The 11,880-nt window shown below is 69.3% G+C and carries 12 protein-coding genes; 3 read left to right on the top strand and 9 right to left on the bottom strand.

From position 1 onward, the window contains the following. Positions 1 to 231: 231 nt before the first annotated feature. Genes BI335_RS06430 through BI335_RS06415 form a run of 4 tightly spaced genes read right to left on the bottom strand, consistent with a single transcriptional unit; the run spans position 232 to position 3,237 of the window. Positions 232 to 822 (bottom strand): class I SAM-dependent methyltransferase, encoded by a 591-nt coding sequence (locus BI335_RS06430; RefSeq protein ID WP_094400074.1) that lies wholly within the window; start codon positions 820 to 822, stop codon positions 232 to 234. Continuing rightward, on the bottom strand, positions 819 to 1,574 hold the full coding sequence (locus tag BI335_RS06425; protein ID WP_094429962.1) for a PIG-L deacetylase family protein: 756 nt from the start codon (positions 1,572 to 1,574) through the stop codon (positions 819 to 821). Before BI335_RS06425 ends, BI335_RS06430 begins: the two co-directional genes overlap by 4 nt. Next, positions 1,571 to 2,506, bottom strand: coding sequence for an acyl-CoA dehydrogenase family protein (locus BI335_RS06420; protein WP_208109357.1), 936 nt, complete (start codon positions 2,504 to 2,506; stop codon positions 1,571 to 1,573). The genes BI335_RS06425 and BI335_RS06420 overlap by 4 nt, the downstream gene beginning before the upstream one ends. After that, entirely contained in the window at positions 2,503 to 3,237 is a 735-nt protein-coding gene (locus BI335_RS06415; protein ID WP_208109356.1) for a glycosyltransferase family 2 protein, read from the bottom strand. Before BI335_RS06415 ends, BI335_RS06420 begins: the two co-directional genes overlap by 4 nt. 106 nt (positions 3,238 to 3,343) lie before the next feature. On the opposite strand from BI335_RS06415, the gene ppk2 reads away from it, so the two are divergent. Then, positions 3,344 to 4,201, top strand: coding sequence for a polyphosphate kinase 2 (gene ppk2, locus BI335_RS06410; RefSeq protein WP_208109355.1), 858 nt, complete (start codon positions 3,344 to 3,346; stop codon positions 4,199 to 4,201). 3 nt (positions 4,202 to 4,204) lie between these two features. Here ppk2 and BI335_RS06405 read toward each other — a convergent pair whose 3' ends face one another. Both BI335_RS06405 and BI335_RS06400 read right to left on the bottom strand, forming a co-directional pair. Beyond that, a complete protein-coding gene (locus tag BI335_RS06405) occupies positions 4,205 to 5,038 on the bottom strand; it encodes an SGNH/GDSL hydrolase family protein (RefSeq protein ID WP_208109354.1) in 834 nt (277 codons plus the stop codon). A gap of 91 nt (positions 5,039 to 5,129) precedes the next feature. Then, positions 5,130 to 6,314 (bottom strand): zinc-dependent alcohol dehydrogenase, encoded by a 1,185-nt coding sequence (locus BI335_RS06400; RefSeq protein ID WP_094429960.1) that lies wholly within the window; start codon positions 6,312 to 6,314, stop codon positions 5,130 to 5,132. A gap of 107 nt (positions 6,315 to 6,421) precedes the next feature. Between BI335_RS06400 and BI335_RS06395 the strand changes: the two genes are divergently transcribed. Continuing rightward, the gene (locus BI335_RS06395; RefSeq protein ID WP_094429959.1) at positions 6,422 to 6,937 is read left to right on the top strand and encodes a DinB family protein; all 516 of its coding nucleotides are present in this window, start codon (positions 6,422 to 6,424) and stop codon (positions 6,935 to 6,937) included. Continuing rightward, positions 6,930 to 7,487 carry an AAA family ATPase gene (locus tag BI335_RS06390; RefSeq protein WP_094405563.1) on the top strand — a complete coding sequence of 186 codons (558 nt, stop codon included), beginning with the start codon at positions 6,930 to 6,932 and terminating at the stop codon, positions 7,485 to 7,487. Before BI335_RS06395 ends, BI335_RS06390 begins: the two co-directional genes overlap by 8 nt. Before the next feature lie 177 nt (positions 7,488 to 7,664). Here the strand turns inward: BI335_RS06390 and BI335_RS06385 are convergent, their stop codons facing one another. The 3 genes from BI335_RS06385 to fusA all read right to left on the bottom strand — a co-directional run bounded on the left by BI335_RS06385 (position 7,665) and on the right by fusA (position 11,692). Further along, the gene (locus tag BI335_RS06385) at positions 7,665 to 8,054 is read right to left on the bottom strand and encodes a thiol-disulfide oxidoreductase DCC family protein (protein WP_094427367.1); all 390 of its coding nucleotides are present in this window, start codon (positions 8,052 to 8,054) and stop codon (positions 7,665 to 7,667) included. A gap of 197 nt (positions 8,055 to 8,251) precedes the next feature. Continuing rightward, positions 8,252 to 9,442: an elongation factor Tu gene (tuf, locus tag BI335_RS06380; RefSeq protein WP_094359689.1), complete on the bottom strand. Its 1,191-nt coding sequence runs from the start codon at positions 9,440 to 9,442 to the stop codon at positions 8,252 to 8,254. 204 nt (positions 9,443 to 9,646) lie between these two features. Next, a complete protein-coding gene (fusA, locus tag BI335_RS06375) occupies positions 9,647 to 11,692 on the bottom strand; it encodes an elongation factor G (protein WP_229117900.1) in 2,046 nt (681 codons plus the stop codon). Between the last annotated feature and the right edge of the window lie 188 nt (positions 11,693 to 11,880).

Raw genomic sequence — 11,880 nt, 5'->3', positions numbered from 1 at the left:
GCGGGCTGCGGTGCGTGGTCGACACCCCGGCGAGTCGGCGGCAGGATCAACCGAGCCGGCCTCTCGACACGCTCGCTGCGCGAGCTACTCGAGGACCGTGAAAGGGAACGGTCGCTGCGCGAGCTACTCGAGGACCGTGAAAGGGAACGCTCGCTGCGCGAGCTGGGGAGGTCATCTCGACACGCAGCCCATTGCTCCGCAGGCTCCGCATGGGCCGCTACTCGATGACCGTCAGGCGAGACCTTCGGCTTCGGCCACGGAGGTCGGGTCGTGGCCGAGCACGGTCAGCCGGAGATCGGCGTCGCAGTAACCGCCGAGCACGTGCAGCCCGCTGTGCTCACGCAGCAGCTGATCGGCTCGGTCACCGGCCAGGGTGTGCTCGGCGACCGGGTGCCGCCAGTGCGCCGCGATCACGTGCCCGTCGGCGGGCAGTCGGCGGCCGACGCGTTCGACGATCTCGATCACCTCGGGCTCGGTGAGGTAGTAGAGCACCTCGCTGAGCACCACCAGGTCGTGCCCGTCGGGCAACCGGTGCTCGCGCACGTCGGCCAGCTCGAACCGGACGCGGTCCGAGGCCACCCGGTCCCGGGCCCGCTCCACCGCGGCGGGCATCAGATCGGTGGACAGCAACCGGTCGCAGCGTTCGGCGAGCGCCTCGCTGAGGACACCGATCGAGCAGCCGGGTTCGTAACCGGAGCGGTACCGACGCCTGGGCAGGGCGGCCACGGTGAGCGCGCGCTTGCGCTGCTCGTACCACTTGGAGGTGAACCCCCACGGGTCGGCGGCCCGGGCGTACTGGGTCTCGAAGTAGCCGGCAGTCATTCGATGAGCACCTCCTCGGCGGTGACCAGCCGGTCCAGCACCGGTCGCGGCAGCACCGGATCCCGGCCCGGTCCGGGTGGTTCGAGCTGGCTGGTGAACGCGGCCACCGCCTCGGCCTTGAGCTGCTGCAGGTCGGCGGGCAGCGCTACCCGACGGGCGGCCGGTCGTGGACCGGTCGGATCGTCGGGCCGGCCCCAGTGCCACCACCAGACCGGGTAGGACAGCAGGCGCGCGCCGACCCCGGTCGCGGCCCTGGTGGCGGCTCGGCCGCAGGCGTCGTGATCGGGATGCCCGTCCTGCGGCCAGGTGCTCAGGCAGATCGTCTGCTCATCGAGGTGGCCGGCGATCAGTTCGACGAGCACCGCCTCGTCGGCGGTGACGGCGCCGTCCTGCAGACCGAGCCGCAGCGGGGCCGGCAGGCCGAGCAGGGCGCAGGCCCGTTCGGACTCGGCGCTGCGGCGCACCCCCAGCTCCTGGGCCGACCAACCGGCGGGCGCCGGCGCGGCGGTGCCGTCGGTGACGGCCAGCACGGTGACCGGTACGCCGCTGCGGGCCAGCAGGTGCAGCAGACCGCCGACGCCCAGGATCTCGTCATCGGGGTGCGGCGCGACCACCACCACCCGCCGCCAGTCGGCGTACGACAACTCCGGCAGACTCTCCCGCCAGCCACGCCAGCACTCGGCCGGGGTGCCCGGGTGGGCTTCGGTCACCGGCGGCACGTCGGCCAGCGAGTGCGGTTGCTCGGCGGTCATCGGCGGACCAGTTCGCCGAGGCCGGCCAGGTCACGTTCGGCGTGGCTCTGCCGCAGATAGATGCTCAGGTCCGCGACAGCACGAGCGTGCTCGGCGTCCTGGCAGAGCGGACCGGCACCGAGCGCCCGCCCGACCCGGTCGATGGTCAGCGCGGCGGCCGCCTCGACGATCGCCCGCACCCGCAACGCCCGGATCCGGGCCGCCGGCGCATCCTCCGGCGCGGCATCCACCTCGGCGCCGGCCGCGGCCAGGGTCCAGCGGGCCCCGGCCAGCGCCGCGTCCACCGCGCCGAGATGGGCCAGGGTGATCGGGTCGTCGCGGCGGGAGCCGCGCAGGGTGTCGGCGACGGCCTCGGCCCCGCCGGCCCAGCAGGCGGCGACGCCGGCCCCGCCGTGCCAGAACCCGGCCCGGTCGAGATAGTCGGCACCGCTGCCGACCCTGGTCGCCGGAACCTGATCCAGGTGCACGGTGTGGGTGGCCGAGCGGGTCATTCCGGGGTTGGCCCAGGCCTCCTCGACGCGGACGCCCGGTCCGGTGAGTTCGACCGCGGCCAGCAGTCGCCGGTCGGGATCGGCGGCGTCGCGGACGGTGATCAGCGCGTGGTCGCAGAGGCCGGCACCGGAGCACCAGGGCTTGGCGCCGTCGAGCAGCAACCGGTCGGGATCCTCCGGGTCGGGCTGGGCGCGCACCACCGGCCGGGGTGGTTCGGCCGCCCAGACCCCCCACCACTGCCCCGGTGCGAGCAGGTCGGTGCGGCCGAGCTCGGTGAGGATGGCGGTCGCGTCGGCGTGCGCCTCGACCAGCCGGCCGACGACGATGTCGGTGCGGGCGAGATCGGCCAGCCGCTGCCACCGCTCGGCGGTGTGCCCGTGGCCGGGCAGCGGCCACTGCGGACCGGCCAGCGCGCTCCGCACCTGGTCGGCGAGGCTCACCGGCCACCCCCCTCGGTGGAGAGCGGGTGGCGTTCCTCGAAACGCAGCTGCTCCTCCAGCGCATCCAGGGCGGCGGCGAACCCGCCCGGCGCGCGGGTGGAGCGGCGAGCGGAGGTGAGGACCGGCGCGGCATCGGACCAGTCGACGGGCAGCTGGGCGTCGACGGCGGCCCGGACCAGCTCGACATCCTCATGCACCCGCAACGGCTTGAACCCGCCCAGGCTGCGGTAGGCGCCGAGGCGTACCCCGAGGTTCGCACCGTGGACGTGCCGGTGCCCGGGTTGCAGGTCGTAACCGAGATCGTGCTGGGCGAGCAGTCCGGGCGCGCGGCCCGACCAGTCGTCCACCCGGACCGTGCCGACGAACAGATCGTGCCCGGCGGCGGCGCTGTCCAGCTGCGCGACCAGCCAGTCGGCCGGTACCTCCGAGTCGGCGTCGGTGCAGGACAACCAAGTACGCCGCCCCGGCGACTCGACCTCGGGGGCCTCGAGCAGGTCGGCGAAACCGACGGCCCGCGCGGCGCCGACGTTGCGGTACTGCACCTCCAGAGAGTGCACCCAGCGCGGCACCTGGGCGGCGGTCGCGTCCTGGCAGGCGTCCAGCACCACCCGGACCCGCACCGGGATCCGGACCCGGCGGACGGCCCGCTGCACCGAGGCCAGACAGGTGGCGAGCCAATCGGCCTCGTTGTGTGCGGGCACGACCACGACCATCGCGTCGATCCCGGTCACCGACCCTCCTCGTTCTCGGCCATCGCCATGTGTTGAGTTCGTCCCGGGGTGTTACCCAGTGGCCGATCGGCTCATCCACCATCGGATTCGTCGCTAGGGTCGGCCCATGGCAGGTAAGTCGAAGTCCGGGCGTCGCAAGCGGATGGACAAGTCGCTCTACGAGGCCGAGCTGTTCCGGCTGCAGGGTGAGCTGGTCAAACTCCAGGAGTGGGTGAAGGCCACCGGGCAACGGGTGGTGATCGTCTTCGAGGGCCGTGATGCCGCCGGCAAGGGTGGCGCGATCAAACGGGTCACCGAATATCTCAACCCACGGGTCGCCTCGATCGTCGCCCTGCCGGCGCCGACGGAGCGGCAGCGCAGTCAGTGGTATTTCCAGCGCTATGTGGAGAATCTGCCGGCCGCCGGCGAGATCGTGCTGTTCGACCGCTCCTGGTACAACCGCGCCGGGGTGGAGCGGGTGATGGGTTACTGCACACCCGAGGAGTACCGGCGGTTCCTGCACCAGTGCCCGATCTTCGAGCGGCTGCTGGTCGAGGACGGGATCCTGCTGCGCAAGTACTGGTTCTCGGTCTCGGATTCGGAGCAGGAGAAGCGATTCCGCTCCCGGCTGGAGGATCCGATGCGCCGCTGGAAGCTCTCCCCCACCGACCTGGAGTCGCTGACCCGGTGGGAGGACTATTCGCGGGCCAAGGACGAGATGCTGGTGCACACCGACATCGCCGAGGCGCCGTGGAACGTGGTCGAGTCCGAGGACAAGCGCCGGGCCCGGATCAACATGATCGCCCACCTGCTCGATTCGATCCCGTGGACCACGTTCGAACAGCCCGAGCTGACGCTGCCGAAGCGGCCGCCCTCGACCGGGTACCAGCGGTTGGAGCGCGATCTCCAGCACGAGGTACCCGATCACGCCGCCCGGGTCGAGCAGGCCGAGCGGGGGCGTACCTCGGCACGCGAAGCCGGCTGACCGCTAACCCGGCCCCGGGCCGTGATGCCCGAGCGGGACGCGTTCGGTGAGGCCGAGGGCGGCGAGCAGGGAGGGCAGCATCGCCTTGGCGGTACGCCGGTAGCCGGCCGAGGAGGGGTGGAAGCGGTCCAGGCTGAACATCTCGTCGGGGTTGGTGATGAAGAACGGCCCGACGGCGCGGGCCAGGGACACCGCCCGGGCACCGTGGGCCAGCGCGACCCGGCGCTGGGCGGCGGCGAGTTGGCGGCTCTTGCGGGAACCGAGGCTGCGCAGCGGCTGCGGCACCGGGCGCAGCGTCCCCAGATCGGGGCAGGTGCCGACGACCACCTGAGCGCCGCGGGCCTGCAACCGTTCGATCGCCTCCGCCAGGTGCGCCACCGATTCGCCGATCGGGATCCGGTGGGTGACGTCGTTGCCGCCGACGACGATCACCGCCAGGTCCGGTCGGTCGGCGGGGGTGAGCCGGTCCAGCTGAGTGGCCAACATCCCTGACTCGGCACCGATCCGGGCGATGGTACGCAACCGGACCGGTCGCTGGGCCCGCTTGGCGAGCCCCTTGGCGAGCCGGGCGCCGAGGGTGTCCTTGGGCCGTTCGGCGCCCAGCCCAGCGGCCATCGAGTCGCCGACCAGCAGCAGCTCGATCGGCTCGCCGGGCAGCTTCCTCTTGTAGACCTTGTCGGCATCCGGCGCGATCTCGCCGAAGGGGTCGCCGATGATCCGTCGGGCGATCGCCGCCTGCCGGCGCAGCAGTTCCCGGCTGCCGAGATGCCCGACCAGCAGCAACCCGGCCGCGCTGCCCAGCCAGCCGAGTGTCCAGATCGTGCGCCGCCGCTCCACGCCAGTGTTCTGCCACGGCCAGATGCAACGGTGGTGACATCGACATGAACGCCCGGCGACAACGTTGACCCGGGCCGACCGGTCGGGCCGGTCAGGGTTGCAGCACGACCTTGAGGCAGCCGTCGGACTTGGTCTGGAACATCCGGTACGCCTCGGCGGCCTGGTCCAGCGGCAGCCGGTGGGTCGCCAGCGTCTCGACGTCGAGGGTGGCGTTGCCGTCCCGGACCAGTTCCATCAGCTCATCGGTCCAGCGGCGGACGTTGGCCTGTCCCATCCGGATGGTCAGCTGCCGGTCGAACATCTGCATCATCGGCATCGGGTCGGCCGCGCCGCCGTAGACGCCGGACAACGACACCGTGCCGCCGCGGCGGGCCGCGCCGAGGGCCAGGTGCAGGGCGGCGAGCCGGTCGATGCCTGCCTTTTCGGTGGCTGCGCGGGCGATCGGGCCGGGCAGGCTGCTGACCGCCTTGACCACGCCCTCGGCGACCGGGCTGCCGTGCGCCTCCATCCCGACGGCGTCGACCACCCCGTCGGCACCGCGGCCCTGGGTGAGGTCCTTGATCGCCGCGGCCGGGTCGGACAGGGTCCGGATGTCGACCGCCTCGACGCCGTGCGCACGGGCCGTCTCCAACCGCTCGGGCACCAGGTCCAGCCCGATCACCCGGTCCACCCCGAGCACCTGGGCACAGCGGGTGGCGAGCTGGCCGACCGGGCCGAGCCCGACGACGACCAGCGTGTCACCCTCGCCCACGCCGGCGTACCGCACTCCCTGCCAGGCGGTCGGCAGGATGTCGGAGAGGTAGAGGTAGCGCTCGTCCGGGCCGTCGGTGGGCAGCACCACCGGGCCGTACTGGGCCTGCGGGACGCGGACGTACTCGGCCTGCCCGCCCGGTACGGAGCCGTAGAGTCGGGTGTAGCCGAACAGGGCGGCGCCGCTGTCCTGCTGGGTGACCTGGGTGGTCTCGCACTGCGACTGCAGCCCGCGCTGGCACATCCAGCAGTGGCCGCAGGAGATGGTGAAGGGCACCACCACGCGGTCGCCGACCTGCAGGTTGCCGGCCTGCGGGCCGACCTCCTCGACGATGCCGAGGGCCTCGTGGCCGAGGATGTCGCCGCGGTCCAGGAAGGGCGCCAGCGGCCCGTAGAGGTGGAGGTCGGAGCCGCAGATCGCGGTCGAGGTGACCCGCACGATCGCGTCGGTGGGCTCGAGGAGGACCGGGTCGGGCACTTCGGTGACCTCGACGTTGTGTTTGCCCTGCCAGGTGACTGCTTTCACGGTTCATCCCTCTCGGAGTCGAACGGATCGTGGATCCTCTGGGGTTGTTTCCCACCCGACCGGGGGGCCCATTCATGGTCGCGGGGTCTGCTTGCGAGGATGAGGCCATGACCGAGTTGAACTCCGTGCTCACCGACCTGGCCGGCCGGATCACCGACACCCTCGACGGTGTCGTCGACGGGCTGGACCAGGACACCGCCGAACGGGTGCCGGCAGAGGGCAGCAACACCATCTGCTGGCTGCTGTGGCACAGCGCGCGCGGCATCGACCTGCAGTTGCGCGGGCTGACCGGTGACGATCAGCGGTGGGGCGAATGGAAGCCGCGGTTGGGGATCCCGCTGGCCGACGACCAGCTCGGGTCGGGCGAGATGGGTTATGGACAGTCCCCCGCCGACGCCGCCAAGGTGGCCGCACCGGTCGGTGAGTTGGCGGCGTACCTGCGCGTGGTGACCGATGACCTGGTCGACTACTGCTCCCGCGTGACCGACGCCGAGTTGGCGAAGGTGATCGATGAGAACTGGGATCCGCCGGTGACCGCCGGCGTACGCCTGGTCTCGCTCATCGATGACGTGATCCAGCACCTCGGTGCGGCGGCCTACCTGCGCGGCTTCTTCGGTGGCTGACGTCGTCCTGCTGACCGGGCCGCCCGGGTCGGGCAAGTCGACGACCGCGCGGGCCCTCGCCGCCGGTTTCCCGCGGGCCGTGCACCTGCACACCGATGACTTCTGGCACTGGATCGTCGCCGGAGCGATCCCGCCGTATCTGCCCGAGTCGGATGCGCAGAACCAGACCGTGTTGGCGGTGCTCGCGGGTGCTGCAGCTGGCTATGCCGGTGGTGGTTTCACGACCGTGGTGGACGGCATCATCGGCCCCTGGATGCTCGACCACTTCCGCCCGCTCGGCGGGCCGGGTGGTCTGCGGTTGCACTATCTGGTGCTGCGCCCCTCCCGAGCCGAGACCCTGCGGCGGGCCCAGGCGCGTACCGCACCCGATGCGCTGGTCGACGAGGGCCCCGTGCTGTCCCTGTGGGATCAGTTCGCCGACCTGGGAGTGCTGGAGCCCCACGCGCTCGACACCACCACCCAGACCCCGGACGAGACGCTTGCCGCGGTACGCGAGGGGGTGGCCAGCGGCGCCTATCTGCTCACCCCTCCCCTGCCGCCCGAAAATTGATGCGGCTCTGATGCCCACGAAGCATCAAAGAAATCTTTGATGCCCGAGAGGGATCAAGAAAATCCTTGATGCTCTGTAGGGATCAAGAAAAACCTTGATGCTCGGTAGGCATCAAGAAAAACCTTGATGCCCGACAGGGATCAAACCCCTATTGATCTGGGGGGACCCGGGGAGAGGTCAGCGGGGGTGCGGGATGCGGTCGGCGAGGGAGCAGGCGGGGGTGCCACCGGGCATTCGTTCGCGATTGTCGGCGATCCAGCGGTAGATGAACCCCGCCGGGCGTTCCAGCGCCTGGGAGTCGAGCACGACGCCGAGGGTGCGCAGCAGCGGATTGCCGGTCTTCAGGATGCCGGCCCAGGCGTGGTGGCCGAAGCTGACCCGGCCAGCCGCGTCGACGAAGGCCATCGACTCGAGCGCCTCATCCATGGTGATCCCGTACGCCGCCAGATCGGCGGTCTGCAGTTCCTCGAAGCGGGTCCCCAACCGCAACCGGGAGACGACGCCGACGCTGCGCGTACAGAATCCGCAGTCGGCGTCGTAGAAGGCAACGGGACCACGGGTGCTCATACCTCAACGATACCGGCCGACCTGGGCGATCCATCGAATCCTGAGGCGATCCATCGAGCCCCACAGCACTCGATGGTTACAACCAGGATTCGATGGATCGCGAGGCCGACCGGAGAACGACGAGGCCCCCGGACCTGGCGGTCCGGGGGCCTCGTTCGGTTCAGATCAGATCACTTGAGGATCGTTGAGTCGAAGACTCACTTGAGGATCTTGGTGACACGACCGGCACCAACGGTGCGGCCGCCCTCACGGATGGCGAACTTGAGCTCTTCCTCCATCGCGATCGGCTGGATCAGGTGCACCGTCATGTCGGTGTTGTCGCCCGGCATGACCATCTCGGTGCCCTCGGGCAGCTGGATGGTGCCGGTGACATCGGTGGTGCGGAAGTAGAACTGCGGCGAGTAGTTCGAGAAGAACGGCTTGTGACGGCCACCCTCGTCCTTGTTCAGGATGTAGACGCGCGCCTCGAAGTCGGTGTGCGGAGTGGTCGAACCCGGCTTGATGACACACATGCCGCGCTCCACGTCCTCCTTCTTGGTGCCGCGGAGCAGCAGGCCGACGTTCTCACCCGCCTGGCCCTCATCGAGGATCTTGCGGAACATCTCCACACCGGTGATGGTGGTGGTCTGCTTGGTCTCGCGGATGCCGATGATGTCGACGGTCTCGCCGGTCTTGACGATGCCGCGCTCGATCCGGCCGGTGATCACGGTGCCACGACCGGTGATGGTGAAGACGTCCTCCACCGGCATCAGGAACGGCTTGTCGGTCTCGCGCTCCGGCTGCGGGATGTAGTCGTCCACAGCGTTCATCAGCTCGAGGATGGAGTCGGCCCACTTCTCATCGCCCTGCAGCGCCGGGAAGGCGGCAACGCGAACGACCGGGGCGTCCTCGTCGAACTCCTGCGAACCGAGCAGCTCGCGGACTTCCATCTCGACGAGCTCGATGAGCTCCTCGTCGTCGACCATGTCGCACTTGTTCAGCGCGACGACCATGGCGGGCACACCCACCTGGCGAGCCAGCAGCACGTGCTCGCGGGTCTGCGGCATCGGGCCGTCGGTGGCGGCCACGACCAGGATCGCGCCGTCCATCTGCGCCGCACCCGTGATCATGTTCTTCACGTAGTCGGCGTGGCCCGGGCAGTCCACGTGGGCGTAGTGGCGCTTCTCGGTCTGGTACTCGATGTGCGCGATGGAGATGGTGATACCGCGCTGACGCTCCTCGGGGGCCTTGTCGATCGAGTCGAACGGCGACGCCTCGTTGAGGTCGGGGTACTTGTCGTGGAGCACCTTCGAGATCGCCGCGGTCAAAGTGGTCTTGCCGTGGTCAATGTGCCCGATGGTGCCGATGTTGACGTGCGGCTTGGTCCGCTCGAACTTGGCCTTTGCCACTTGATGGGCTCCTTCTATGTTGATGCCGCGCCGGTTGCGTGGCATCGATGGTTTACACGATTGATCTTTACTGCTTTACGTCTGTCTTGCTACCAGACCGGGAGGGCGTACGCGCGCGCCAGGCGCGTGGCCACCCGGCCCAGTCTTGTGCACCTTGGCGGCGGAGTCAAACCAGTTGGTCCGCCGCCAGGGTGCACCCGGCGATCACTCGCCGCGGGCCTTCTGGATGATCTCCTCGGAGACGTTGCGCGGGGTCTCGGCGTAGGAGTCGAACTCCATCGAGTAGGACGCCTGGCCCGAGGTCTTCGACCGCAGGTCGCCGACGTAGCCGAACATCTCCGACAGCGGCACCAGCGCATCAACGACCTGGTTGCCGTGCTCCTCGCGGGTGCCCTGCATCTGGCCGCGCCGGGAGTTGATGTCGCCGATGACGGTGCCCAGGTAGTCGTTGGGCGTGGTCACCTCGACCTTCATCATCGGCTCCAGCAGCGCCGGGTCGGCCCGCCGAGCGGCCTCCTTGAAGACGTTCAGACCGGCGATCTTGAACGCCAGCTCGGAGGAGTCGACGTCGTGGTAGGCGCCGTCCAGCAGGGTGACCTTGATGTCCTCGACCGGGTAGCCGGCGAGCACACCGGTGGTCATGGCCTCCTGGATGCCCTGGTCCACCGAGGGGATGTATTCCTTGGGGATGCGGCCACCGGTCACGGCGTTCACGAACTCGTAGCCGGCACCGGTCTCCTGCGGCTCCATCGCGATGATGACCTTCGCGTACTGACCGGAGCCACCGGACTGCTTCTTGTGGATGTACTCGACCTTGTCGACCTTGCGACGCAGGGTCTCGCGGTAGGCCACCTGCGGCTTGCCGATGTTGGCCTCGACCTTGAACTCGCGCTTCATCCGGTCGATCATCACCTCGAGCTGGAGTTCGCCCATGCCACCGATGATGGTCTGGCCGGTCTCCTCGTCGGTGTGCACCCGGAAGGTCGGGTCCTCCTCGGCGAGCCGCTGGATCGCGACCGAGAGCTTCTCCTGGTCGGACTTGGTCTTCGGCTCGATGGCCTGTTCGATCACCGGGTCCGGGAAGGTCATCGACTCGAGCACGATCGGGTTGTTCGGGTCGCACAGGGTCTCACCGGTGGTGGTCTGCTTCAGGCCCATCACCGCGACGATCTGGCCGGCGCCGACCGAGGCGATCTCCTCACGCTTGTTGGCGTGCATCTGATACACCTTGCCGATCCGCTCCTTGCGGCCGGTGATCGAGTTCAGCACCTGCGAACCCGCCTCCAGCTTGCCGGAGTAGACGCGGACGAAGGTCAGCTTGCCCAGGTGCGGGTCGGTGGCGATCTTGAACGCCAGCGCCGACAGCGGCTCGCTGTCGGAGGCCTGTCGGGTGAGCTTCTCCTCCTCGTTGCCCGGCTTGAAGCCCTCGATGTCGGGGACGTCGACCGGAGCCGGCAGGTAGGCGATCACGGCGTCCAGCAGCGGCTGCACACCCTTGTTCTTGTAGGAGGTGCCACAGACGACGGCGGTCACCTTGGTGGAGAGCACAGCGGCGCGGATGGCGTGCTGGATCTCCTCGGCGGTGATCTCCTCCTCCATCAGGAACTTCTCGGCCAGCTCGTCGTCGAAATCGGCGAGCTGCTCGATCAGCTTCTGGTGGGCCTCTTCGGCCTTGTCCTTGAGATCGGCGGGGATCTCCTCGACCTCGTAGTCCTCACCGATCTTGGTCTCACCGCGCCAGGTCAGCGCCTTCATGGTGACCAGATCGACGACGCCGATGAAGTCGGACTCGGCACCGATCGGCAGCTGCAGAACCAGCGGGGTGGCCTTCAGCCGGTCGACGATCGTCTGCACGCAGTAGTCGAACGAGGCACCGGTGCGGTCCAGCTTGTTGACGTAGCAGATCCGGGGCACGCCGTACTTGTCGGCCTGCCGCCACACGGTCATCGACTGCGGCTCGACGCCGGCGACCCCGTCGAAGACGGCGACGGCACCGTCGAGCACCCGGAGCGAACGCTCCACCTCGACGGTGAAGTCGACGTGCCCGGGGGTGTCGATGATGTTGATCTGATGGTCCTTCCAGTGGCAGGTGGTTGCCGCGGAAGTGATGGTGATGCCGCGCTCCTGCTCCTGCTCCATCCAGTCCATCGTGGCGCCGCCGTCGTGGACCTCACCGATCTTGTGGTTGATACCGGTGTAGAACAGGATGCGCTCGGTCGTGGTGGTCTTGCCCGCGTCGATGTGGGCCATGATGCCAATGTTGCGGACCTTGCCCAGGTCAGTCTTGATGTCGACAGCCACGGAAACGTTCCCTCTTGTCTGTAGTCGGGTGATCGAAAGGTGGATGGTGGAGGGCCGGTGTCGCGGGGCCCGCGCACGAGGTGCGCTGCGCTCCCGGGACCAGGTCGGCGTACGCCGGAAAGGCGAGCAGCTCGAGG

Source organism: Enemella evansiae, assembly GCF_002250705.1.
Classification (GTDB): domain Bacteria; phylum Actinomycetota; class Actinomycetes; order Propionibacteriales; family Propionibacteriaceae; genus Enemella; species Enemella evansiae.
Note: the sequence above shows the minus strand (reverse complement) of the source record. Positions and strands in the feature narration are given on the sequence as shown.

Coding starts and splice junctions, on each gene's coding strand:
- BI335_RS06430 (WP_094400074.1), bottom strand. CDS start 822: ATGACTGCCGGCTACTTCGAGACCCAGTACGCCCGGGCCGCCGACCCG.
- BI335_RS06425 (WP_094429962.1), bottom strand. CDS start 1,574: ATGACCGCCGAGCAACCGCACTCGCTGGCCGACGTGCCGCCGGTGACC.
- ppk2 (WP_208109355.1), top strand. CDS start 3,344: ATGGCAGGTAAGTCGAAGTCCGGGCGTCGCAAGCGGATGGACAAGTCG.
- BI335_RS06395 (WP_094429959.1), top strand. CDS start 6,422: ATGACCGAGTTGAACTCCGTGCTCACCGACCTGGCCGGCCGGATCACC.
- BI335_RS06385 (WP_094427367.1), bottom strand. CDS start 8,054: ATGAGCACCCGTGGTCCCGTTGCCTTCTACGACGCCGACTGCGGATTC.
- fusA (WP_229117900.1), bottom strand. CDS start 11,692: ATGGCCCACATCGACGCGGGCAAGACCACCACGACCGAGCGCATCCTG.